This is a genomic window from Halomonas sp. KO116, assembly GCF_000734975.2.
In the GTDB taxonomy this organism is placed as follows: domain Bacteria; phylum Pseudomonadota; class Gammaproteobacteria; order Pseudomonadales; family Halomonadaceae; genus Vreelandella; species Vreelandella glaciei.
Genome location: NZ_CP011052.1, coordinates 3,723,544 through 3,746,332, shown reverse-complemented (window position 1 = coordinate 3,746,332; position 22,789 = coordinate 3,723,544). Strand labels below are relative to the sequence as shown.

The following is a 22,789-nucleotide window of genomic DNA, read 5'->3' as shown; positions in this document are numbered from 1 at the left end:
GGCAACGTGGCTCACCAAAATGAATAAGGTATTTATGAAAGTAACCAGCTCGTGGCTCGCATGGGGGGTGTTGGTATTAGCGCTAACATTTTCCAGTCTATGTGCAGCACAAACTCAAGGAGGAGAGAGCGAGAGCAGCCGATGGTTTACCGTCGATGTGATCAATAGTGGGTTGGGTGAAGTACCTGAAGAAGCAAACCGGGTAACGCCTCGCGAGTCGATTCGAAGTTTTTTGGAACTCACCGGTCAGGAAGAGTACGACGCCGCAGCCCATATACTCAACCTCGCTGAATTTTCTGCAGCGGAACAGCCGGCGCAAGGGCGTGAACTGGCTCGTCAATTAGCCGAAATTCTTCGCCGCGGAGAATGGCTGAGTGTCTCTGATTTACCCGGGCGAGAAGACGCGGTTATTGAAGACTCCTCTGGCCAGAATCCTCGCGTTGGTGAAACCCGCCGCAATATTGAAGTCTCTTCCATGCAGGCCAATGGGGAAACTTACGATATTCGTTTGGGCAGGTACCGAGTAGGGGAGCAGGAGCCTGTCTGGCTGATCATGCCCATCAGCGTGTCTTATATCCCCGTTTTGTATGAGCAGTACGGCCCCTCAATGCTGGAAAGTTACATACCCGAGCGCTTCCAATCGTCGTTTGGCGTGTTGAGAATTTGGGAATGGATTGCCATCCCTATCTTTATAGTGTTCATCGGCCTGGTTGGATGGTTGGTGCATCGCTTAATCGGGCTGATGTCCAAATGGTTGCCTTCCGGTGTCTCCAGCATCTTTGCTAGCCAAATTGGCATGCCCGCAGCGCTCATTGCGATGTCCTTGGTGACCCAGATGCTGTTGGATTACGTCGTGTCGTTTTCGGCGGTCGCGACGACCACCTTTCGCGTGCTGTTAATCAGTATCCTGGCCTGGGGGGCCGGTACGATTGCACTGCGCTTAGTGGATACCATCATGCTGCGCATGACGCGGCGGTTGGTAGGCGAAATAGACGATACCAAACCCCGCGACGAGCGCCGGCTATTGACCTCTCTTTACGCCCTGCGCCGCATCATTATTTTGATCACCGTCACCGGGGTCTCGATCTACATACTGGGTCAGATCCAACTCTTTGAGTCCCTTGGCCTCTCTATTCTTGCCTCGGCCAGTGTGCTGGCGGTGCTGGTGGGTGTCGCCGGTCAAGCGGTGTTGGGAAATATCTTATCGTCGTTTCAGCTGTCGTTTGCCAAGCCTATTCGTATTGGCGATCTGGTCATTTTTGAAGGTCAGTGGTGCTACGTAGAAGGCATCTTTTATACCTTCATTCGATTAAGGTCGTGGGACGAGCGGCGTGTGATTGTTCCCGTTACCTACTTTACTTCCAAGCCCTTTGAAAACCTATCGGTCAAGAGCACCAAGATGTATCGGTTTTTAGAGCTGACCCTGCATTTGAGCGCCGATATCGGTCTCGTGAGGGATAAATTTATCGAGTTCGCTAAAGAGGAAAATAGCGTTATCGAACACCATAAGCTGCTGTGTTACGTCACCGCCCAGACCGGAACAGCGCAGACAGTGTCATGTTATCTAATGACCTCAGACCCATTAGCGGGCTGGTCAGCCGAGATGAACGTGCGCGAGAAGCTACTCGCCTATATACGCGACAATCATCCAGAGTGGTGGCCACGTGAAATCGTTGTCATCAGTCATAACGATATCGCTCGTGGGGCGCAAGGAAAAAGCTCGGAGGAAGTGGATAGTTCTAATGTGCCTACTAAGAAGTAAGTAAAAAAATCGAGTTGAGCCATTATTAAGCGAAGAGGCACTCAGCTCGGTTTGAGCGTTCGTTGGTAACAAAAAGTCGCGAAAGGGTAACTGAGCTTTAGGCTAGGCATGTGAAAAAACATCTTTTTTGCTATTATTGATGGATACTCATCTATTCAGGTGCGCTATGCCAGCCATTACTCAAACAAAGCCCAGCTCTGAAATGGTGTTAGCTAAAGCAGTTCTGCGTGCAGCTGAGCAGTTGGGGTTATCGCAGTCTGAGTTGGCAGAGGTGCTAGGCGTACATCGAACGACCATTACCCAGCTTAAAAAAAACCTGAAGCTTGACCCGAACTCTAAGCAGGGCGAACTAGCTCTGCTGCTTATTCGCTTGGCTCGAGCTTTATTCGCGCTTACCGGAGGCGACCAAGAATGGATTCAGCATTTTATGCGCACATCCAACCGCGTGACTGGTGGCATTCCGGCCGAGCAGGTAACACGGTTGGAGGGGCTGTTTGCAGTACTGAGATTCGTGGATGGTATGCGGGGTAAAGTGTGAGTGTGTGGGAAGCTTGTGGTGGCGAGCGAAATATCGAACCTATTTCCGGCACCCTTTATCGACTGGTGGAGAGTCAGGAGCAAGTCGCAACGCTTAGCTATGTCGACACGTTAGAAGAGCAGGAGATGCTTGAAGCACTGCTTGAAACGGCTAAACCGCCTTACCCTGAACAGGAGCGAGACCTGCACTATCTTCTAAAAACCCCTTTTCGGTATCCCCCTCTCAAATGGGGGTCACGTTTTGGCCGTGTGTTTGAGCCAAGTATTTTCTATGGTGGTAAGGGTATTGCTACCACTCTCGCTGAATCTGCCTACTACCGATGGGTTTTCTGGTACTCCATGGAAGGTGAACCTGTTTCCGCGTCGCTGCGTTCGGAGCATACGCTCTTTTCTGTAGACTATGCCGCTAAACGGGGAGTGAGACTAAATGCAGGCCCCTTTATCGAACACTTTCCGGCGTTGAAGCATCCGGTTGATTACACTCCATGTCAGCAATTGGGTAGTGCAATGCGTACGGCGGACATTGATGCATTTGAGTACGCCTCCGCAAGAGATAGTCAGGGTGCTGCGTGCGTGGGCTTGTTTACCCCTGAAGCGCTTACCCAGTATGAGCCAGCCGATATGCGCCCTTGGCTTTGTGTCACAAGTGCCACTCAAGTGTCATTTAAGCGCAAAGACGCATCAGGCGTTTATACCTACCACCTGGATGATTTTCTCCACCACGGTGTGTTGCCTTTTCCAGCTTAGTGAACGGCTCTCCGAGCAGGTTTTGACAAAAATCTAGTTTGGGTGAATCAGAAAACAAGGAAGGAGTGGTTGTCTAAATGCCTTTAAATACTGATGGCAGGAGATAAGATCGAAGGCGCATCTAATGCGATCGCAGCCCATAGCCCGCCCGATGTGGTGTGCGGTGCCTTTGATGCACGTGGTTTTCGCGATGTGGGTGACCCGGGCTGGCAAGCCTGGGATGTCAGCAAACGCGCCTGGACATAGCGTGATAGTCACGAAGGCTTGCTGCTGACCACGCCGATAGAAATCGAACGCTACCCAGGGCCGCTACTACTTTCCCATGGCACCAAAGACCAAGTGTGGTCGGTTGAGATGACCCAACGTCTGGTAACACGCCTGCGCGAGCATGGCCGTCACCCTGAAGTGCATTTTTAGGAGGGAGAGGATCATATACCCAGCAGTTCAGGGCAGAATAAGCACTATGGGCTGCTGTTAGATTTCTTTTCAAAACACCTGTAATTCCTGACTTCATAGGATAAAGGGTCATCATTTTCCCATCCAAAAAGCCCATCTCGGTCGCTAAGAGGCCTGCTGATTTTAGAGCTGACTTATTAAGAAGAGCTAGATACTGCACAGCACATATTGAGTTTGGGCTTTGCTGTACAGTATCTCATTCCTATATCAGCTTTTAATGCTTCAGTTCTTCCTCTATCAATTCTTGAGCCAAACGTTTCGCCCCTGCAAAATCTGCTTTTCCAGAGCCAAGATGAGGAATCGTCTCTACCGTCAACCAATGGCTGGGGATCATCATGGGGGGTGTACCGTTGGCGAGCATAGTGGTCTTAAGGGTTTTGGCATCCAGCGCTGTTTCTGAAAGCAGCACAATGCGCTCGCCTTTTCGGCTGTCGGGTATATTCACCGCCATTAGCGCGGTGTCGGTATTCTCCAAAGCCGCTTTAACCGCCGCCTCAACGGCGCTTAGGCTGATCATCTCACCGCCGATTTTGGCGAACCGGGCATAGCGGTCGATTAGAGTTAAGAAGCCGTCTTCATCGATAAAGCCTTTATCCCCCGTTATGTACCAGCGGTGGCCATCGCTCTCGTGGAGCGCCTTGGCCGTGCGGTCGGGGTCGTTGAGATAGCCCTGCATAATTTGTGGGCCACTAATCAATATCATGCCCGCCTCGCCGGTAGGTAGCTCTTCAAAGCTGTCAGGGTCGACGATTTTGAAGCTGGTGCCAGGTAACGGCATACCGACGGTGCCTACTTTGCTGCCTCGCTGCACCTGCTGATAGTGAACGCCCATGGCATCGGGTAGATTCACCGAGGCGACTGGGGCAATTTCCGTGGCACCGTAGCCTTCATAAATGGGTTTGTGGAATTTCAACGCAAAGCTTTCGCGCACGTTTTCGTCGAGCTTCTCTGCCCCGGCGACCACGATCCTCAAGCTCTCCAGCATCAGCGGGTGCACTTTTGTACTGCGTACAAACAGCCTTAAAAAGCTGGAGGTGCCGAACATAATAGTGGCTTTGTGCTTGGCAATGGCACCCGCAATGCCGGGGGCATCGGTGGGGTCGGCGTGGCACACCAGCGGCAGCCCTTCAATTAGCGGCAGGAGCTGGGTGACCGTGAGGCCAAAGGCGTGGAACAGCGGCAGTGAGCCCATGACAACGTCGTTGCTCTGGGTGTTGAGCACGTCGGAGGTCTGCTTGATATTGGCCATCAGGTTGCGGTGGCTCAACATCACGCCCTTGGGTTCGCCTTCACTTCCGCTGGAGAACAGGATAGCGGCGGTGGCGTCGGCATTATGGCCGTGGCAGAAGCAGCGCTGTAGTAGCCACGTCGGCAGTATTCTCACCGCAAGCCAGGTACTCAAGCGCTCAGCACGGCCAATCGTGGTTTGCAGCTCTTCTAAAAAGACCACCTGCTTCTCGCGAAGCAATTGTCTAACGTCGAGCCCGCGCTGCTCAAGCTTCTTCACAAAGCGCTGTGAGGTGAAGACGGTGGTGATTTCCGCCTGGGAAAGGGCAGAGGTCAGCGCTTCGTGGTCGGCGGTGTAATTAAGGTTCACCACCGTTTTACCCGCCAGCAGCGTAGCCATATTGGCGATAACCCCGGCGCTGCTGGTAGGTAGCAGTAGGCCAACATTCTGCCCTGGGTTGAGCTTACGAAGTCGTTTTGCCATCAGCAGGCTGGCGGTGAGCGCTTGGCTTGCGTTGAGCGGGCGGCCCAGCGTATCGGCCAGGGCAAGGTCGCTAGGGCGGCGCTTCACACTCTGAATCCAGGCGTTAGGTAGTGTGGGTAGATCGTTCATGGCTTTCTGCCAAGAGCGAGTGGCCTGCTCAAAGATACGGCGTTTAAGTACATCGGCGGGGGTGTCCTTGGGCAGCGGTTTGCCAAAGGCGACCACGACCGAGCGGTGCAGAGGCGCATTGCGCAGCTCTTTAAGCTTGTTGGATGAGCGGGAGAACTGACTGCCCCAGAGGCCACGTAGATAGAAAGGCACAATTTTGACATCTGGATTCGCCATTTCACAGGCGCGCTCATAGCCGCGGCGGAACTCGCCTAGCTGGCCATTGCGGCTGATCGCTCCTTCAGGAAACAGGCATACCACCTCGCCTGTGTTGAGCTGTTCAGCGACATCGGCCAAGGCCTTTTCGGCACCGCTGCCGCGCTCGATGGGAATACAGCCCAAGGCTTTGAAGAACCAGCGCAGGTACCAACGCTGGTAAACCGATCTGAGCATAACGAAACGCACCGGTCGAGGGCTGGCGATCTGTACCATGGCCCAATCCACCCAACTGATATGGTTGCCCAATAGCAGCACGCCGCCCTGGGCGGGCAGGTTCTGCAAGCCATGGACGTCTACACGGTAGCGGCGTGTCAGCAGGAAGCTCAACAGAAAGCGCACCAGACTTTGGGGCAGCTTAACAATGGTGTAACCACCGCCCACTACGGCCACGGTAGCGATCAGTAGCAGCAGGTAGTGGCTATTCACTCCCGCCAACGCGAACAGCGCCGTGAGCACCAAAAAGCCCAGCATGGCGATGTTTTGAATCCAGTTATTGGCGGCCAGCACGGTGCCTAGCTCGTTGTCGGCGGCGTGAAACTGAATCAGCGCGTTAAGCGGCACGATGAAAAGCCCACCCATGATGCCGATAAACACAAAGTTCAGCGCTTGGCTTACGGGCGTGGTTAACAGCGGCAAACACCATAAACCCACAGCCACCCCAACGGCGCCAACGGGAATCAAGCCGGTTTCAATACGGTTGTGGGAAAATTTGCTGGCGAATAGGGAGCCCAGCGCAATCCCGATGCCGCTAGCGGCGAGAATACCCTGGAGCACTAAGGTGTTATCGATACTCAGGGCATCTTTGGCGTAAGCGGGAAAAGCCGCCAGTAGCACTTGGCCCACTGACCAAAAGGTGGCAAGGCCGATAATGGAGAGCCTGATGACAGGCTGGCGAGCGATAATCCGCAGGTTGTCTTTTAGGGCAGTGCCCTTGATGTAGCGCTGCCAGGTAAGCGGGGTATCCGGTCGTGTGGTGTTATCCAGCGGCAGGCGGTAAAGCGCCACCGCCTGGAGAGCGCTATTGAGGACCAGCAGCCAGCCCAGGGGGGCTATTTGGCGCAACAGCTGTGCTGGGGTTTGATCTTCAGGTGACACCCAGGTCTCAAATAGCGCGGTAAACGCCACGGTGCCCGCGAGAATGGCGCCAATGGTTACTGCCTGAATTAACCCGTTGGCTTCCGCCAAACGCGGCTTGCCGAACAACCCTTTTACTAAGCCGTATTTGGCCGGGGAGTAAAAGGCCGATTGAATCGCCAGCAATAGCGTCATGGCAAACGCCAGCCAAAACCAGCCTTGGTAGTAGGCGGCGGTGATGCCCAGTGAAACGGCCACGGCGGCCCAGGCCGATATGCGCAGAACGCGCACCTTGGGGTAGCTGTCAGCCACATGGCCCGCTGGGCTAAACAGTAGAATAAACGGGAGCAGGATAAGTCCGTTGACCAGTGCGGTGAGCACGACCTGTGCTTCGCCATCGTAACTTTTGAAGATCGTGTTCTGAATGACGATCTTGTGGCCTAGATCCACAAAGGCATTGAGAAAAATAGCGATCAGGTAGGGCCAGGCGCCCGGTATGCGCAGTAGTCGATGCATGGTGTGTTAACCTTTACAGTGTTTTAGCGTTATCGCACTCTCAACGACGTACTTTCTTAACCACATTTTCATACACTATCTCTTAATTAAAGATGAAACGCCTATGAGCATAAGCCCTTTTCAAACGTTGGCTTGTCCGCTGGATGGTGAAACGCTAGAGCTAGCTGGCAACGTTTGGCGTTGTGTGGCTGGGCATAGTTTTGATATTGCCAAACAGGGGTACGTGAACCTTCTGCCTGTACAGCAAAAGCGCTCACAAGATCCAGGTGATAGCAAAACCATGGTGGCTGCTCGGCAGCGCTTTCTTGATGCTGGGCACTACCAGCCCATTGCGCTGGCAGTCAGTAACGCCATATTAAGCCATGCAGGAAGTAAAACAGCGAATAAGGAGCTGTTTAGCTGCTTGGATGCAGGCTGCGGGGAGGGCTATTACCTACGTCAGCTAGCTTACGCGGGTCAGTTAGCCAACGCTTCGACAAATTCGTCATCACTTGCGCTGATGGGAGTGGATATCTCTAAATGGGCGGTGCTAGCGGCTGCAAAGCAGGACGATAAACAAGCCCCATTGAGTAGTTGGGTAGTAGGCAGCAATGCGCATCTGCCAGTGCAGGCGGGGACAGTAGATAGCGTTCTGTGCATGTTTGGCTTTCCTGTGTATAGCGAATTCTCCAGGGTGTTAAAAGCCGGTGGAGTGCTGCTCCAAGTTGAGGCGGGGCCAGATCATCTGCGAGAGCTACGGGAAATTATTTACCCCACATTAAAGCCAGAGCGTTCAAATGAGGCGGAAGTGCCGGAAGGTTTTGCCTACCAAAGCAGCGAGAACGTGCGTTACACGCTAGCGCTAAAGGGAGCTGAGGAGGTCGCCGATTTATTGGCGATGACACCGCATCTTTATCGGGCCAGTGCGGAAGGGCGTGCGCGCGCAGCGGCGCTGGAGGAATTAGTCACAACAGTGGACGTGCGAGTAGTACAGTGGCTTCGAGTTTAGCCGTTGCCTAAAGCAGGGTCTTTTGGTGAGCTGTTGTACTTGTCACATTAGCAGTGCCCAAACGCAACAAGGCCCGCATAAGCGGGCCCTGTTATCCGAACCTTGGAAGGTTCGAGCAAATTCTAAAGCGTTAAGCCTTGAGAGGCTTGGACTTAGGAAATTTGCTTGATGTTTGAAGCTTGAAGGCCTTTCTTACCCTGGGTAACGTCAAAAGAAACGTTAGCACCTTCTTGCAGGGTTTTGAAGCCGTCTGCTTGAATTTCAGAGAAATGGGCAAACAGGTCATCGCCGCCGTCAGAAGGAGCAATAAAACCGAAGCCTTTAGTATCGTTAAACCACTTAACTGTGCCAGTAGACATAGTAAAAATCCTTTCGCGCAAAGCGCTTAGTAAAGTTCCTGGTATCACCCAGATTAATAGCGGATAAAACAAGGAATACAATTACAGTCTTGCCGAAAGATTTTGTACACGTCTATCTCGTACATTTCTAAATCTTTTTCGTACACTTCTGAAACCATGCTTGCTTGCTAACCAACTGTCGCTACAGTGTCATGAATTGTAGCTCGTGTCAAACCCTTTGTTGATTATCTTACCTTTGCGCTTACTATAATGCCTCTATTGCCAGCCCACTTTCCACACGCTGTCATCTTTTAAGCTTTGCCACGGCACAATGAGCTCGCGATGAGTATAAATAGCCTCAAGCACGACCTCTACTACGTTCTCTTCTTCATCGCGCAGCAACTGGGTAACCATAAAGTGCTTCTCTTTATTGCTTGGCTGTGCAGCCGTCCATTTGCTGTGGTGTAGCTTACTCGGATTGATCGTATGCATTGGCGCTCCTTGACAAAGATATCGCGTGTTAGCTGCCATCAGTGATTATGCACTGACTATTACACTTACTGTTGTACCCAATTTTCAATGCCAAGCTCTGCATTGAGGCTCCTTAGAATCTCAGTTCGTTCGCGACCGTTTTCAGAGTGACAGCCCGTATCGTGTTCAAGCACCGCTTGGAAGCCATCCTGGTTAATCCAGGTCACTGTGTAGTGTGGCAGGTCGGAGGCACGGGGTTCGCAATCAAGAGTTTGCTGCGTTGTGCCCATGTCGGGTTGCATGGCAGCTAGTCGCTCTTGCAGCGAACGAAAAACAGTCGCATTGCCTGCCTGAGTGCGCTCACCTTCCACGGCAGTGTGACGTTCACCTGTGTAGCGGGTTGTACCATCCACCTCAACTGCAACGCTATAGACAGGACAGGTGCCGTAGCAAGGGCCTACTTCATAACGGATTTCAGCTAGGCTATTTTCGCTGGTCGTGGCGGAATGTTGCGCGCAGCCCGCTGTCATTAGCGCCAATGTGGATACCGTTAAACAGGTGATAGAAAAACGCATGCGAAAACTCCTTTTCTTGTAAAGATAATCTGACTTGATACGTTAGTTGCAAAGGGCTTCATTAGTGCCAGCAATACCTCAATGCTTGAATGAGGGGGCGGATGCAGACACTGAGTGCAACACCGTCAATGTATAGATGACAGGGCCTCATGGTACTTCGCCATCTGCTCGCTCATCACCTCAATAGGGCACTTGAAGTCGAAGCGCTTTCGGGGGCGCATGTTCAACTCAAGTGCGATCTCATCCAGTTCTTGCTGGGTATAGACCGATAGATCCGTTCCCTTGGGCAAGTACTGCCGTATGAGACCATTGATATTTTCGTTGGCGCCTCTCTGCCACGGACTATGTGGGTCGCAAAAATAAATGGCAATACCGGTATTCTGGGTAATCTTGGCGTGCTGCGTCATCTCGCGCCCCTGGTCATACGTCATGCTCTTCCGCGCAGCCAATGGCATCCGGTTCAGCGCAGCGCTAAAGCCTTCCACGGCCGAGGTGGCGGTCGCATCGTTCATCTTCGCCAGGATCAGGTAACCGCTTTTCAGTTCTACCAGGGTTCCGACAGCCGATGCGTTGCCCTTGCCTTTGATCAGGTCGCCTTCCCAGTGCCCGGGAAATTCACGTTTCTCTACCTCGGGAGGGCGGAGGTGGATGCTGACCATATCAGGAATCTGGTTGCGTCGATCAACTTGCCCACGTCGGGGCTTACGGGTGGATTTTCCTTGCCGCAAGCAGTGAATCAGTTCCTTTCGCAGCTCACCGACGGGCAACGCGTAGATAGCACTGTAGATCGTTTCACGGCAGACGTAGGCGTCTCGGAGGTCAGGGATATTCATATTCCTGAGCTTGCCGCTAACCTGCTCGGGTGACAAGCGCCGACGCAGCATGTACTGAATCAGTGCGAACCGAGGGCTGCCCGGAAACAGTTTTCGCCTTGGTCGACAATTGTCTCGGCGGTCATGACGGCGCTGTTGCGCGTGTGACGGGCGGTAATGGCCATCGGACGATCCATTGCGCCGTATCTCTCGACTGATCGTCGCCGGGGACCGCTCAAGCAGGGCTGCTATCTTCCTGATGCTCAAGCCTTGTGCGAGGCTGACTTGGATCGTCGCACGCTCTTCTATGCAAAGTTCAGAATATGACATGGGGTCAACACCTTACCGGTTTGGTCAGGTGTTGCACTCAGAATTTGCGGCCAAGGGGTATTTAACGCCATCGGTTTCCATAAAGTAATCGCTAAATTAACAAACATGCAAAAGGCTGTGCGTGTTTGAGGAGGCTGCACTCTATAAAAAGCCAACGGGCCTTCGACAGTGATGGGGGCCGTTTCTCCCGCCTTCCTCTCTTGTCGATATCGCTGTGCCACACTAATAGAATGAGATGTATAAGTGAGGTACATACTTCTCAAATTAGACCTGCTCACACATGCAAACCTATAGGGACTTAAATGACTCGTATATGGAAAGCCTATTCACAGGCGTCGTTGATTTTACGCGTCACCATCGCACTGGTGCTGGGCGTTTTGGTCGGGTTGATGGGTGGTGAGCCGGTAGCGGTCTGGTTGACGCCACTGGGCGATCTACTACTTCGGCTGCTTACTTTTCTGATTGTTCCGATTGTGCTGTTTACGCTGATGGTGGGGGTGAATCAGTCAAGGCAAGGCAGTGCAGGACGTATTGGCGGCAAGGTATTCGGCTACTATTTAGCGTCATCAGCATTAGCGATCACGGTGGGTTTAATCATCGCTACCCTGTTTAACCCAGGTAGCGGAATGAGGCTGGACGAACAGGCTAGTTTCTCGGTGCCCGACAACCCCGGTGTGGTCGATACGCTACTTAATATCGTGCCTAATAACATCATTGGTGCATTCGCCGAGCTCAATATGCTGGGTATTATTTTTACGGCGCTGGTGTTCGGCATCGCCTTGTTAAAAATGCGTCAATCGGAACACCAGCAGGCGATGGGCGAACGTTTGTATGAGGTGATTGAAGCGCTCAATGAGGTCACCTTAAAAGTGATGTCTGGCGTCTTGCACTACGTGCCCATCGGCGTGTTTGCGATTGTCGCCGAAACGGTAAGCCAGCAGGGGTTGGAAACGTTGCTATCGTTGGGCGATATGGTGGTGGTGCTGTATATCGCACTCGCCGCTCATTTGCTGATTTATTGCGGCATTATGCGGCTGTTTGGTGTGAAGTTACGCACTTTCTTTCGTGAGGCCCGCACGCCGATGGCGACAGCATTTGCGACCCAAAGTAGTTCGGGAACATTACCACTCACCATTAATGCGGCCCACCGTTTAGGGATTTCCAAAAGTATCTACGGCTTCAGTCTGCCATTAGGCGCTACGTTAAATATGGATGGCGCGGCGATTCGTATCGCCATTTCGGCGGTCTTTGCGGCCAATGTGATTGGCGCACCGCTGGATTTCATTAGCATGGTGCAGATAGTGCTGATTGGCACGTTGGTGTCGGTGGGTACCGCAGGCGTGCCAGGCGCGGGAATCATTATGATCGCCACGGTGTTTGCTCAAGTGGGGCTGCCAATAGAGACGGTTGCGCTGCTTACCGCTATCGATGCACTGGTGGGAATGGGGGCTACGGCGCTTAACGTGACGGGCGATTTAGTGGGTACCTCCGTTATCGCTCAAAGCGAAGGCGAAGCGTTGAAAGAGACGCCTCTGGAAGATACGCCTGCAACGGCAAAGGTGTAGTAAGAAAGGGGTAGTAAGTCAGCGCTGTTGATTTAAAGGAGAACTCGCGATGAATGATCGAGAACTCATCTATCTGAGACGTGCCATTGAACTGGCTGAAGAGGCCCTTGAGGCGGGCGATGAGCCCTTTGGGAGTGTGCTAGTAAGTGCTGACGGTGACGTGTTGGCAGAGGACCGTAACCGCATTGCCGGTGGTGACTCCACCCAACACCCGGAGTTTGCTCTGGCACGCTGGGCAGCACAGCATATGACGCCAGAAGCGCGAGCAGCGGCGTCTGTCTATACTTCAGGCGAACATTGCCCCATGTGTGCTGCTGCTCATGGCTGGGTAGGGCTGGGGCGCATTGTTTATGCGAGCTCATCAGAGCAGCTAAGTGAATGGCTAGCGGATTTAGGGGTTGGGCCGCCACCTGTTGCCACTTTGCCTATTCAAAAGGTGGTACCCGGGCTGAAGGTAGAAGGCCCTATTCCAGAGCTTGATGAGAGCGTGCATGCATTGTATCAGCGTCGACACGCCTTAGTTAATGTCATAAAAAAGCCGCCTAAGCGTTAGCTTAGGCGGCGTCATACTCAACAAACAGCTTCATTAAATGCTAGTGCTTCAATATCACATAAAACGCATGAATGATGCCCGGAATGAAGCCAAATAGCGTTAGGATAATGTTCAGCCAGAAATGCCCTTTAAAACCGACCTCAAAAAATACGCCGAGTGGGGGAAGTATAACGGCAAAAATCATCTTAATCGGATCAGTCGCTGTAAACGCCATGAAGCCTCCTTTGCTTTCAGGGGTGTAACTTGTACAAGTGTAGGCACTGTCGGAAGTTTTATCCAGGCCTTGGTGAATAAGCTCAGACTAACCCAATAGAAAATCGTTCATTTACACTTTTAATTTCCACTAACACTATCTGGGAGGGACCCCATGCCCAACATAATATTAAAAGTCACCACCGCGTCTTTAGGGGTGTTGAGCTGCTTTGTAGCAAGTCAAAGCTGGGCTCAAGGGAGCCCAGCGAATAACACTAACCTGGCCACCGTGGAAGTAACCGCGCCCCGTTTGGCACGTGAGCTATATGATACGCCCGCGGCGGTTTCCAGCATTGACCGCGAAGCCATTGCGCAAGGCCAGCAGCGCGCGCGATTGGATGAGTCACTGGTGCGTGTGCCGGGTGTTTTTCTGCAGAACCGCGATAACTTCGCCCAGGGCCAGCGCATTTCCATCCGCGGTTTTGGTGCTCGCGCGCCGTTTGGCGTGCGCGGTATTACCGTGATGGTCGATGGTATTCCCTACACGCTGCCGGACGGCCAGGCGCAGTTAGATGCCATTGATCTGGACAGCGCTGAGCGTATTGAAGTCATCCGTGGGCCTTCTTCGGTGCTTTATGGCAATGCGGCGGGCGGGGTGATTGATATCACCACCGCAAATGGGCGCGATAACCCTGGCTCGAGCGTGCGTACCGAGGTGGGAAGCGATGGCTACCGTAAGGCGGTCGTGCAAACCGGTGGCACCCAAGGGGATTGGTCGCACCATGTGAGCTTTTCAGCGCTTAATGTCGATGGCTATCGAGAGCAGAGCTCCACGGAAAAGTACCTGTTGAATGCCAAACTACGCCGCGAGTTAGGCAGCGACCGTGCGTTAACCGCGATTATCAATCTGCTCGATAATCCCCGCTCTGAAGATCCCGGTGCGCTGAATGCAAGTGAGGTGGCGAGTGGCCGCGATCAGGCAGCGCCGAACTCCCTGGCGCTGGATGCGGGTCAGAACGTTGATCAACAGCTCCTCGGCTTACAGTACGAAGATTTGTCCGCAGGCCCTGGCGAGTTCTACTTAAAAGGCTTTATCTCCCAACGCGATTTTGAGCAGCAACTGCCCTACGTGGGTGACAGCCGCATCGGCTACCAGCGTGATTACCTGGGCGCGAGCGCCGAGTATCACCATGAGGTCAGCCTGGGCAGCCTACCGCTGAGCTATATCACCGGTGTAGATGTGGCTCGCCAAGACGACGAGCGCTTTAGGAACGATGTCAATCCGCAGGGTGTTGTTGGTGAGCAGCTGGCGGAAGAGACCCAAACGGCAACCTCGGCGGGGGTGTTTGCTCAAGGTGATTTGGCTTTAACCGAGCAGGTCACGCTTTCGCTTGGCGCACGTTTTGATCGGGTGGAGTTGGAAGTAGATGATCGCTATCAAAGCGATGGTGATCAAAGCGGCGAGCAAACCTTTAATGAGTGGAGCGGCTCGGCGGGGCTTAGCTACCGCTATCGCCCACAGCATCAGGCGTATATCAACACCGGCACCGCCTTTGAAACCCCAACGTTCTCAGAGTTTGCTAACCCAGCGGGCGGCGGTTTTAACCCGGCGGTTGAGCCACAAAAAGCGTGGAACCGCGAGGTGGGGTTGCGTGGCTATGTGGGGCCACTCGCAATGGATTATGACTTGGCGCTGTTTTCAGTACGCGTGCGCGATGAGCTAGTCCCTTACGAAGAGGAAAATGGGGGGCGCACGCTCTACCAGAACGCGGGTGATACTGATCGTGACGGTATCGAGTTGGCGCTCGGTTGGCAGTTAGCCGACCAGTGGCGGTTGGATAGCGCCCTGACGCTGGCGCGCTATGAGTTTGATCAATTTGCCACACCAACGGAAAGCTTTGGCGGCAACCGTATCCCCGGCTTACCTGAACAGACCTGGGTCAACCAGCTAACCTGGGAAGGAGTTGATGAACGCTTTGCGACCCTGGAAACCCAATACGTGGGTGACTTGGTGGCGGACAATGCCAATGAAACCGAGGTCGATAGCTACTGGCTGGTCAATCTGCGGGTGGGAGATGGTTGGCAGTTGGGCAGCGATACGCGGCTAAATGCCTATGTGGGCGTGCGCAACCTATTAGATGAAGAGCATTAGCATTATTCCAATGTGCGCTTGAACGGCACTTTTGGTCGTTTCTATGAACCTGCTCCTGGACGCAGCGTTTATGGCGGATTAGAAGTGCGTTTCTAAACGCTGCATAAATAAAAACGGGCGACCCAATGGGCCGCCCGTTTTCGTTGGTGGGTCTATTAGTTCGATCGGTTATTCAGGCAGCGCGTAGCCAATCACATAGTCACCCATTTTGGTGCCAAAGGTGCCGTGACCCCCTGCCGTGACCACGACGTACTGACGACCATCTTCGCCGGTGTAGGTCATGGGTGTGGCTTGACCCCCTGCTGGAAGGCGCGCTTTATACACTTCCTCGCCAGTGGTGATGTCGTAGCCACGCAGGTACTGATCTAGCGTGCCGCTCAGAAACGATACACCGCCCGCAGTGGTGAGCGGGCCGCCGAGTGCGGGAACACCGACATTCAGCCCAATCGGCAGGTCGAACGGCATGCTGTCGCGTGTCGTGCCATTACGATGTTTCCATACCACTTCTGCGCTTTGTAGATCGATACCGGCCACATCACCCCAGGAGGGTGCTTGGCAGGGCAGTCCTAGCACGGAAAGCAGTGGGCCAAGCTCAACGGCATAGGGGGCGCCTGCATTAGGCTGCAACCCCTGTTCGCTGGCCGAGCCTTGGCCTTCTTCTACCTCTTCGCGAGGTACCAGGGTGGAGACGAATGCCAGGTATTTAGCACCGGTAAACAACGCTTGACGCTCAGGGTCAACAGCGACGCCACCCCAGTTCATTACCCCGACATTACCCGGATAAACAATACTGCCTTCCAGCGAAGGCGGCGTGTACTGGCCTTCATAACGCAACGAGTTGAACTGAATGCGGCACATCATTTGGTCAAACGGTGACGCACCCCACATATCGCGTTCGGTGAGCGGGGGAGGCAGCAGGTTTAGCGCTGAGCGCGGCTGTGTTTCCGCTGTCCAGTCGCCTTCAACAGCGCCTTGCGGAGCAGGCACCTCTTCGATGGGCACAATCGGCTCACCGGTTTCACGGTTCAAGACGTAAAGGCTGCCTTGCTTGGTCGGCTGAATCACCGCGGGCTGGGGGCCTTCATTTGTGACCAGGTCAATCAGCACCGGTTGGGCGGGTGTGTCCATATCCCATAAGTCGTGATGGACAAACTGATAAACCCATTCCACTTGGCCATCTGCCAAGTTAAGTGCCACCAAGCCTGCGCTATAGGTTTCATCGTTTTCGCTACGGTTAGCGCCATACTGGTCAGGCGTCGCGTTGCCCATGGGCAGGTAAACCATGCCGAGTTCTTCATCTACGCTAATCGGCGCCCATACGTTAGGCGAGTTACGGGTGTAGGTTTCGCCTTCAGCCAGTGGTTCGGTGTCATCGGGGTTACCGCTATCCCAGTTCCACACCAACTCGCCGGTATGCACGTCAAAAGCGCGAATGACGCCAGAAGGCTCATCAGTGGAGCTGTTGTCAGTAACGTGTCCCCCAAGAATAACCAGATTTTCAGTTACTGTAGCAGGCGAGGTGGAGTAGTAACCACCAGGGTCGAAGTCGCCAATATTGTTGGTCAAGTCGACTTCACCATTCTCGCCAAAGTTGGCGCACCGTTCACCGGTGTCAGCATTCAGCGCAATTAAACGCGCATCAGCGGTGGGCAGGTAAAGCCTGCGTGGGCACATGACATCCGTTTCGCTAAGCATGGGCTGTGAGTTGCCTTCATTTTCAGCGCCAAACATCAAGGATAGAAAAGAGAGGTCGAGGCTGAAAATATCATTGTTATCGAAGATGTCGAAAGAGAGCGCTGTGTCACTCGTCGCGGCGCTATTGTTGCCGGCCTCGCTGTCATCCGCTGTTTCGCTAGTGTCTGAACCAGCGGCGTAATTAGCCGCATCGTAGTAGGCGAGGCCGCGGCAGGTCATATGCGCCCAGAGCGAGAAATCCTCGGCACCCAGCGTGCTCACCTCGGGGTCAAACTCCCACAATGTTTCCCCTGTTTCCGGGGAGAGCGCCATCGCGCGGCTGTGCGAGGTACAAATATATAGGCTGTCGTTTGCTTTAAGCGGGGTATTCTGGTTGGTGATTTCGGGCGGCGCGCTGGGCCCCGCCACATCGCCGGTTTGAATGCGCCATACCTCTTCCAGTTCGCCGATGTTGTCAGGCGTAATCTGTTCAAGCGAGGAGTAGTGAGTGCCTGCGTTGGTGCCGCCATAGGCGGGCCAGTCGTCTCCCGCTACTTGCGCAGGGTTAACGGTGCTAGCCGCTTCGTTGGGGTTGGAAATCGTCCCTTCGATTCTGCCTGGGTCGCTTAACTGGCTCGCAATAGCCACCAAGATGGCAGCAATAATGCTACCTACCAATGCCAAGCTGCCGCCCCGTGAATGTAACGGTTTACGCCACCAGGGAAGCAGTAGAATAATTCCGATTAGACAGAGGATCGCAACGCGTGGCACCAACTGCCACCAGTCTAAGCCGACTTCCCATAACGCCCATACAAGCGTCGCAAACAAGATAAGCGCATACAGCCAGAGCGCTGCTCCCCGGCGCATTGCCAGTAAAACACCGCTGGCGATAACGCCTATGCCGGTAATTAAGTAATAAGCACTGCCGCCTACGCTAAGCAGCTTGCCGCCGCCAATGGCCAAGGCAAGTCCCGCCGCAACTAGCAAAAGGCCAAGCAGTAATAGCGGCCATCTGCTGTGCGTACGTAAGTGTTCATCCATGAGGTAACCCCTATTTAACAACGAGTTAATGCCGCTTAGTAGTGGCTGCTAAGCGGCGATTCAGCAGTGTGCTTTAACCCATCAGCAATGCCGATGGGTTAAAACACATCTCAACAGCTAATCGATTTTAATAATCAATTCGCTTTTGGTCTAATGATTTCTGGTAGGTAAGCATGAACAGTGATCAATAAAAAAGCCGCACTATCAACGTAGCGCGGCTTTTGGGGTGTGGGGTAGGGAGCACCTGTAAGTTTAATCTAACGCAACGATTAGCTGTCTAGTTTGACCAGCATCTTACCGGTATTACCGCCCTCAAACAGTGCTAAGAAAGCCTCTGGGGCGCTCTCTAAACCCTCTTTCACGGTTTCTTTATAAGCCAGTTTGCCAGCGGCGACTTGCGGGGCCACTTCGTTTAGGAAATAGGGATAGCTCGACCAGTGATCTGCCACGATAAAACCCTGCATCTTGGCTTTTCGTATCACCAGCTGCGAAAGGTTGCTGGGGCCGGGAGTGGGCTTTTCAGCGTTGTAACTTTCGATCATGCCGCACACGGCGATCCTGGCACCTTCGTTTAACTGGCTGAGGGCGGCTTCCAGACAAATACCCCCCACGTTCTCGTAATACACATCAATGCCATTGGGGCTTGCAAGCTTGATGGCGTCGCTGAGCTCCTGCGCATTGCGATCACGATAGCTAACCGGCTCAACCCCCATTGATTCAAGCCAAGCGAGCTTATGGGCAGCACCTGCAATGCCCACGACATGGCAGCCTTTTGCTTTGGCTAACTGAACCGCCAACGAACCAACCGCACCGCTGGCCGCACTGACCAGCACGTTATCGCCCGGTTTGCACTCTGCAATCAAATTAAGACCGGTCCAGGCGGTCATGCCGGGCATGCCTAACACACCCAGGTAAGCCTGTTCAGGAATCTCCAAGTCAGGCAGTGGTGTGACTCCCTGGGCAGGCAGTTGGGCGATGTCACGCCAGCCGCCCATATGGCTGACGCGATCACCCACCTTGAGGCTTGGATCATTGGACTCGATCACTTCACCAATGGCACCGCCTTCCATGGGTTTGCCGAGTTCAAAGGGGTCTACATAAGTGCGAACGCCATTCATGCGGCCCCGCATATAAGGGTCCACAGAGAGCCAGCGATTACGAATTCGCACTTCGCCGTCGGCTAGCTCAGGCAGCGTCTGCGTCTCCAGTTTAAACAGAGCGCGATCGGGTAGGCCGTGGGGGTAATCAGTAAGCGTATAAAACTGTGACTGCATAAATGCCTCCTGCGAATAAATGGCGCTTTGAGCTATCTGTTTCAGCTACGCGCGTTAAACTCCTTGCAGCATAGAGACCATTAGCTTGCTTGCAAGTTCGCCATGCATGAGAAAGCGGTAAGAGATAGCACCTCAAAAGAAACAAGGCGACCATTGCTGGTCGCCCTGTATTTATAGAGTGGCACTATTTTGACTGGTTTACTGTCGCATTAATTAGGCTAAGGGGTATCACACACCAACCAAGAATGTGTTATCCGTTAATCCAACAGCGTTACCATAACCGGTGCTGTACCGCGGCGTAGCATGCCAAGCTTCACTGCCGCGCGTTTGGATAAATCAATAATGCGCCCTTTAACGAAGGGGCCGCGGTCATTGATCAATACTTCTACCTCTTGCCCCGTGTCCGGGCGCGTCACCAACACCTTCGTACCAAACGGCAAGCTAGGGTGGGCGGCTGTCAGTGCCTGCTGGTCAAAGGGCTCTCCACTCGCTGTGGTGGCTCCTTGAAAGCGGTCACTGTAAAAGGAGGCGACGCCTTCCTGTGTATCTGTTTCGTGTGCGAAAGCACTATTGGCAGCGCTACCAACTACTGCCGCTGCCAAACAAATCGTTCGGATCAGTCGTTTTTGGGCTCCCATTAGGAGTACCTCAGTTTTGCGTATTACGGATCCCGCATTCTTTGATGAGGTGCCGAGTAGGCCTTGCGATAGTACCCTTGTCGTTGCGGGTCAGCAAGCTTTGAGAAGATCGACGCAATTAGGTTCAATTTCAAGATTTTTTAATCGCAATGTTCGTGCCCTTGCGTTTCAGTGACTTATCAACCCAAGGATTAAGTTAGTAAAAAGTCAGTTTTTTGCAATGCAGTATTTTTTATCAAACGCTCACTTGATTTCGTTAAGCATCTTATAATCACGTTTGCTTAATTTATTAATGATTGTCATTACAACTTAACAAGGGATCGTTCATGGCTAAATCAGCTTCGCTAGCGTTTATATTAGTGGCTTTTGGGGGCGCTGCCGTCGGCTTTTTCATCGCTCAGGCGTTGCCTCTAACTGAGGAGATGGCGGAAAAGGCGCCCACCGAAAACGCCGAAACGACTGATCAGCCAGCGGCCGCCGAGGCTATTGTAGGTTTGGAAAGGCTCGCTCTAGCGGAGCGCACACGCGGAGAAATAACCTCGGCGAGCGAACTGAACGGTAACGATGGCAGCCGCTTTATGCGCTATGCCATCGCCTTAGATGCGGATGAGATTGTCGAAATCTCTCTCGACGGTGCCTTGCAGGGCGTCGTGGCTCTTTACGATGACCAGCTCCAGTTGCTCGATAATGCGCCTGTGGTGCGCCACCGTATCGAAGAAAGCGGTGATTATGTGGTGGTGGTGAGTGGTGCCGATGCTTATAGCTATGGCCCATTTACCATTGATAGCCGCAGCGTAGAGCTCACCGATGCTGACACGGTAACAATAGGCGAACCATTCGACAGCTGGTTGCAGGGCGATGCCGATGAAATAGCGCTGAACATAGAAGAGGCGGGTCTTTACCAGCTGGAAATGCGCTCTGATGATTTTGACCCCTATTTAGCCATAGAAGGACCCAATGGCTATACCCGTGAAGATGATGACAGCGCCGGTGATTTAGACGCTCGCATTGCCGATTTCTTTGAGCCCGGTGAATACACGCTGACCGCGCGCAGTGCTTATGACGATGGCAATGGTGTTTATACCCTTTTCGTGGCGCCTCACGAATTACCGGGCGATGGCGAGCTGCGCAACGATGGGTCACTCACTGCCGATGGATCGCTCAGTGGTTGGTACAGCGGTGAACCACTGATCTATCAGTTGGAGCTGGAAGAGAGCTCGTTGGTTACCCTAGAAATGCGCTCCGCTGATTTCGATACATTGATTGAAATTAGTGGTCAAGGCGTTGCAGCCAGCGACGACGATGGCGCAGGGGGCACCGATTCCCGTCTTCAAGAGCAATTACTGCCTGGTATTTACACAGTAAGCGCAAGCGGTTTTAGCGCTACCGGTAGCGGTTTGTTCGAGTTAAATGTGGAAATGGAACCGACGGAAATTCCTCCTGAGCTGTAATCACTACCTCACTTATCCCGGTAAATCTATTTAAACCAGCTAGGCTGAAGAGGCATTGCCAAAAGCACGCATTGTGTCTGCTTTAGCACTGTTTACTGCAATTCAATAATAGGCATGGATCGCTTATGAACCAACAAATCAAAACACACCGCTCAGCACGTTTAATGGTGGTTGACCCGCAAGGCCAGCTACTGCTTTTTCGCTATCATGATGAGCATCAAGCGCCTTATTGGACCACCGTAGGCGGCGAATTGCTTGAAGGAGAGGATTACCCCAGCACGGCAATGCGCGAGCTGAAGGAGGAAACGGGGCTGACCTGCCCCATCGGCCCGCTATTGCGCGAACGAGATGACATAGACGCCGTGGCAGGCTCTCCGCCAGCCCGCTGGCTTGAACGCTACTTTCTGGTGCGCTGCCCGCCAATGGCTGAAATTGCCACTGCCCAGTGGAGCGATGAAGAGCCTTCTACTGTTCATGCCAGGCATTGGTGGACGCGGGAAGAGATGCGCGAGGCCGCCCCCGCGCTTTTCAAACCCAGGTGGATACCTGAATTACTCGACGACATTCTATCTAGCGAGCCAGTGACTAAAGTAGCCGAGGTGAATCTTCTTAAGTAAGCCTAGCGGCCAGCTTTAAGGCAGCCAACCACCACCAGCACTGCCGCAGTGGGTAATCGCCAGTCGAGAACACTCATGCCTGCTAGAACCAGTAGCAGGGCGGCCAGAATCGGCACGCCATAGGCTAAGCTGCCCACTAGGCTGGCGTGCCCCCAGCGCAGTGCTTTATCCCAAGCCACCATGGCCACGCCGTAAGGACCTAACCCCAGTGCAATGCCTGCTAGTAACGCTTCACCGCTGGGTAAAGGGAGTTGTCCTTCAAGTAGCAGGCTAGCGGCCACAGCAATAGCACAAGCGATCAACAGCAGTCGTGGCAGTAGCGGTGTCAACGCCACTGGAGATGCCTGGCTGAGCCATGAATAGAGTGCCCAACAGCAGGCAGCCAGCAGCGCTAGTGCATAGCCAGTGGTGGCTCCCCCTAATCCGCCGCTGATGGCTTGAGGAACCAGCAGTAACGCTGCGCCTGAAAACGCAATCAGCGCACCGACAACGCCTGCGATGCTCAGTCGGCCAAAGCGGCTCCACTGACTAAGCAGCACAAATAGCACAGGCCAGGTATAAGTAATCAGCGCCGCTTCAGCGGCGGGCGCTAGGCGCATACCAATAAAGTAAGTACTCACAGCACCAAAAATAAGTAACGGAATGCCCACCCAGACACTTAACTGCCAAACCGCGCCGCTGGCAGCAACATTAACGCGGCGGCTCAGCGGGAGCGTTGCCAGCGCCCCCGCAAGCAGTGTTACTGCGGTTAGCTGTAAAGGTGGCGTCGCCTTGGCAAACTCTGCCAGCAGCGGCGCTGCGCTCCAAAGCATCACGGCCACCAGTGCCGCACCAACACTGTACCAACGTGGAAAAAGGGCGGGTGAGTGGGCGCGATGCATCGGAGGTCTCCTTGATTTGAGCATGTGCCGAGCAGCATACTCATCAT

General features: G+C 53.5%; 20 protein-coding genes and 1 pseudogene. 11 read left to right on the top strand and 10 right to left on the bottom strand.

Going from position 1 to position 22,789, the window contains the following annotated elements:
- Positions 1-34: 34 nt before the first annotated feature.
- From KO116_RS17065 to KO116_RS25890, 5 genes are all read left to right on the top strand, one after another.
- On the top strand, positions 35-1,762 hold the full coding sequence (locus tag KO116_RS17065) for a mechanosensitive ion channel family protein (RefSeq protein ID WP_035563850.1): 1,728 nt from the start codon (positions 35-37) through the stop codon (positions 1,760-1,762).
- A 166-nt stretch (positions 1,763-1,928) separates the two neighbouring features.
- The gene (locus tag KO116_RS17060; RefSeq protein WP_035563853.1) at positions 1,929-2,300 is read left to right on the top strand and encodes an antitoxin Xre-like helix-turn-helix domain-containing protein; all 372 of its coding nucleotides are present in this window, start codon (positions 1,929-1,931) and stop codon (positions 2,298-2,300) included.
- The gene (locus tag KO116_RS17055; RefSeq protein ID WP_035563856.1) at positions 2,297-3,046 is read left to right on the top strand and encodes an RES family NAD+ phosphorylase; all 750 of its coding nucleotides are present in this window, start codon (positions 2,297-2,299) and stop codon (positions 3,044-3,046) included. Before KO116_RS17060 ends, KO116_RS17055 begins: the two co-directional genes overlap by 4 nt.
- Before the next feature lie 93 nt (positions 3,047-3,139).
- Complete coding sequence (locus KO116_RS25895) at positions 3,140-3,292, top strand: hypothetical protein (RefSeq protein ID WP_235272411.1); 153 nt, start codon at positions 3,140-3,142, stop codon at positions 3,290-3,292.
- A gap of 18 nt (positions 3,293-3,310) precedes the next feature.
- Complete coding sequence (locus tag KO116_RS25890) at positions 3,311-3,463, top strand: acyl-CoA thioester hydrolase/BAAT C-terminal domain-containing protein (RefSeq protein WP_235272409.1); 153 nt, start codon at positions 3,311-3,313, stop codon at positions 3,461-3,463.
- Between the two features lie 253 nt (positions 3,464-3,716).
- Here the strand turns inward: KO116_RS25890 and KO116_RS17045 are convergent, their stop codons facing one another.
- Positions 3,717-7,190, bottom strand: coding sequence for an acyl-[ACP]--phospholipid O-acyltransferase (locus KO116_RS17045; protein WP_035563859.1), 3,474 nt, complete (start codon positions 7,188-7,190; stop codon positions 3,717-3,719).
- Between the two features lie 103 nt (positions 7,191-7,293).
- On the opposite strand from KO116_RS17045, the gene KO116_RS17040 reads away from it, so the two are divergent.
- Positions 7,294-8,178, top strand: a complete 885-nt coding sequence (locus tag KO116_RS17040; protein ID WP_035563862.1) for a putative RNA methyltransferase — start codon at positions 7,294-7,296, stop codon at positions 8,176-8,178.
- 152 nt (positions 8,179-8,330) lie between these two features.
- Here KO116_RS17040 and KO116_RS17035 read toward each other — a convergent pair whose 3' ends face one another.
- From KO116_RS17035 to KO116_RS17020, 4 genes are all read right to left on the bottom strand, one after another.
- Positions 8,331-8,537 carry a cold-shock protein gene (locus tag KO116_RS17035; RefSeq protein ID WP_007111402.1) on the bottom strand — a complete coding sequence of 69 codons (207 nt, stop codon included), beginning with the start codon at positions 8,535-8,537 and terminating at the stop codon, positions 8,331-8,333.
- A gap of 255 nt (positions 8,538-8,792) precedes the next feature.
- The gene (locus KO116_RS17030; RefSeq protein WP_035563866.1) at positions 8,793-9,008 is read right to left on the bottom strand and encodes a TIGR02450 family Trp-rich protein; all 216 of its coding nucleotides are present in this window, start codon (positions 9,006-9,008) and stop codon (positions 8,793-8,795) included.
- 65 nt (positions 9,009-9,073) lie between these two features.
- Positions 9,074-9,562: a DUF6438 domain-containing protein gene (locus KO116_RS17025; protein WP_052703793.1), complete on the bottom strand. Its 489-nt coding sequence runs from the start codon at positions 9,560-9,562 to the stop codon at positions 9,074-9,076.
- Between the two features lie 125 nt (positions 9,563-9,687).
- Entirely contained in the window at positions 9,688-10,704 is a 1,017-nt protein-coding gene (locus KO116_RS17020) for an IS30 family transposase (RefSeq protein ID WP_035565389.1), read from the bottom strand.
- Between the two features lie 302 nt (positions 10,705-11,006).
- Here KO116_RS17020 and KO116_RS17015 point away from each other — a divergent pair, with 302 nt between their 5' ends.
- Both KO116_RS17015 and KO116_RS17010 read left to right on the top strand, forming a co-directional pair.
- On the top strand, positions 11,007-12,269 hold the full coding sequence (locus KO116_RS17015; RefSeq protein ID WP_035564182.1) for a dicarboxylate/amino acid:cation symporter: 1,263 nt from the start codon (positions 11,007-11,009) through the stop codon (positions 12,267-12,269).
- Between the two features lie 49 nt (positions 12,270-12,318).
- On the top strand, positions 12,319-12,822 hold the full coding sequence (locus KO116_RS17010) for a nucleoside deaminase (RefSeq protein ID WP_035564184.1): 504 nt from the start codon (positions 12,319-12,321) through the stop codon (positions 12,820-12,822).
- 40 nt (positions 12,823-12,862) lie between these two features.
- Here the strand turns inward: KO116_RS17010 and KO116_RS24745 are convergent, their stop codons facing one another.
- Complete coding sequence (locus KO116_RS24745) at positions 12,863-13,036, bottom strand: YqaE/Pmp3 family membrane protein (RefSeq protein ID WP_035538925.1); 174 nt, start codon at positions 13,034-13,036, stop codon at positions 12,863-12,865.
- A gap of 153 nt (positions 13,037-13,189) precedes the next feature.
- Between KO116_RS24745 and KO116_RS17000 the strand changes: the two are divergent.
- Positions 13,190-15,262 (top strand): annotated as a pseudogene (locus KO116_RS17000) (TonB-dependent receptor family protein).
- Between the two features lie 72 nt (positions 15,263-15,334).
- Here the strand turns inward: KO116_RS17000 and KO116_RS16995 are convergent.
- From KO116_RS16995 to KO116_RS16985, 3 genes are all read right to left on the bottom strand, one after another.
- Complete coding sequence (locus KO116_RS16995; protein ID WP_035564186.1) at positions 15,335-17,881, bottom strand: glucose/quinate/shikimate family membrane-bound PQQ-dependent dehydrogenase; 2,547 nt, start codon at positions 17,879-17,881, stop codon at positions 15,335-15,337.
- Between the two features lie 269 nt (positions 17,882-18,150).
- A complete protein-coding gene (locus tag KO116_RS16990; RefSeq protein WP_035564188.1) occupies positions 18,151-19,155 on the bottom strand; it encodes an NADP-dependent oxidoreductase in 1,005 nt (334 codons plus the stop codon).
- 257 nt (positions 19,156-19,412) lie between these two features.
- Positions 19,413-19,793 (bottom strand): septal ring lytic transglycosylase RlpA family protein, encoded by a 381-nt coding sequence (locus KO116_RS16985; protein ID WP_035564190.1) that lies wholly within the window; start codon positions 19,791-19,793, stop codon positions 19,413-19,415.
- 326 nt (positions 19,794-20,119) lie between these two features.
- On the opposite strand from KO116_RS16985, the gene KO116_RS16980 reads away from it, so the two are divergent.
- Together KO116_RS16980 and KO116_RS16975 are read left to right on the top strand one after the other, a co-directional pair.
- Positions 20,120-21,244, top strand: coding sequence for a hypothetical protein (locus tag KO116_RS16980; protein WP_035564192.1), 1,125 nt, complete (start codon positions 20,120-20,122; stop codon positions 21,242-21,244).
- A gap of 125 nt (positions 21,245-21,369) precedes the next feature.
- Entirely contained in the window at positions 21,370-21,861 is a 492-nt protein-coding gene (locus KO116_RS16975; protein WP_082072628.1) for an NUDIX hydrolase, read from the top strand.
- A gap of 2 nt (positions 21,862-21,863) precedes the next feature.
- On the opposite strand, the gene KO116_RS16970 is transcribed toward KO116_RS16975, so the two are convergent.
- Positions 21,864-22,742, bottom strand: a complete 879-nt coding sequence (locus KO116_RS16970) for a DMT family transporter (protein WP_035564194.1) — start codon at positions 22,740-22,742, stop codon at positions 21,864-21,866.
- Between the last annotated feature and the right edge of the window lie 47 nt (positions 22,743-22,789).

Excerpts from the sequence above, each read along its gene's own strand:
- KO116_RS17065 (WP_035563850.1), top strand. The coding sequence starts at position 35 with ATGAAAGTAACCAGCTCGTGGCTCGCATGGGGGGTGTTGGTATTAGCG.
- KO116_RS17060 (WP_035563853.1), top strand. The coding sequence starts at position 1,929 with ATGCCAGCCATTACTCAAACAAAGCCCAGCTCTGAAATGGTGTTAGCT.
- KO116_RS25895 (WP_235272411.1), top strand. The coding sequence starts at position 3,140 with ATGGCAGGAGATAAGATCGAAGGCGCATCTAATGCGATCGCAGCCCAT.
- KO116_RS17045 (WP_035563859.1), bottom strand. The coding sequence starts at position 7,190 with ATGCATCGACTACTGCGCATACCGGGCGCCTGGCCCTACCTGATCGCT.
- KO116_RS17040 (WP_035563862.1), top strand. The coding sequence starts at position 7,294 with ATGAGCATAAGCCCTTTTCAAACGTTGGCTTGTCCGCTGGATGGTGAA.
- KO116_RS17035 (WP_007111402.1), bottom strand. The coding sequence starts at position 8,537 with ATGTCTACTGGCACAGTTAAGTGGTTTAACGATACTAAAGGCTTCGGT.
- KO116_RS17030 (WP_035563866.1), bottom strand. The coding sequence starts at position 9,008 with ATGCATACGATCAATCCGAGTAAGCTACACCACAGCAAATGGACGGCT.
- KO116_RS17025 (WP_052703793.1), bottom strand. The coding sequence starts at position 9,562 with ATGCGTTTTTCTATCACCTGTTTAACGGTATCCACATTGGCGCTAATG.
- KO116_RS17020 (WP_035565389.1), bottom strand. The coding sequence starts at position 10,704 with ATGTCATATTCTGAACTTTGCATAGAAGAGCGTGCGACGATCCAAGTC.
- KO116_RS17015 (WP_035564182.1), top strand. The coding sequence starts at position 11,007 with ATGACTCGTATATGGAAAGCCTATTCACAGGCGTCGTTGATTTTACGC.
- KO116_RS17010 (WP_035564184.1), top strand. The coding sequence starts at position 12,319 with ATGAATGATCGAGAACTCATCTATCTGAGACGTGCCATTGAACTGGCT.
- KO116_RS24745 (WP_035538925.1), bottom strand. The coding sequence starts at position 13,036 with ATGGCGTTTACAGCGACTGATCCGATTAAGATGATTTTTGCCGTTATA.
- KO116_RS16995 (WP_035564186.1), bottom strand. The coding sequence starts at position 17,881 with ATGGATGAACACTTACGTACGCACAGCAGATGGCCGCTATTACTGCTT.
- KO116_RS16990 (WP_035564188.1), bottom strand. The coding sequence starts at position 19,155 with ATGCAGTCACAGTTTTATACGCTTACTGATTACCCCCACGGCCTACCC.
- KO116_RS16985 (WP_035564190.1), bottom strand. The coding sequence starts at position 19,793 with ATGGGAGCCCAAAAACGACTGATCCGAACGATTTGTTTGGCAGCGGCA.
- KO116_RS16980 (WP_035564192.1), top strand. The coding sequence starts at position 20,120 with ATGGCTAAATCAGCTTCGCTAGCGTTTATATTAGTGGCTTTTGGGGGC.
- KO116_RS16975 (WP_082072628.1), top strand. The coding sequence starts at position 21,370 with ATGAACCAACAAATCAAAACACACCGCTCAGCACGTTTAATGGTGGTT.
- KO116_RS16970 (WP_035564194.1), bottom strand. The coding sequence starts at position 22,742 with ATGCATCGCGCCCACTCACCCGCCCTTTTTCCACGTTGGTACAGTGTT.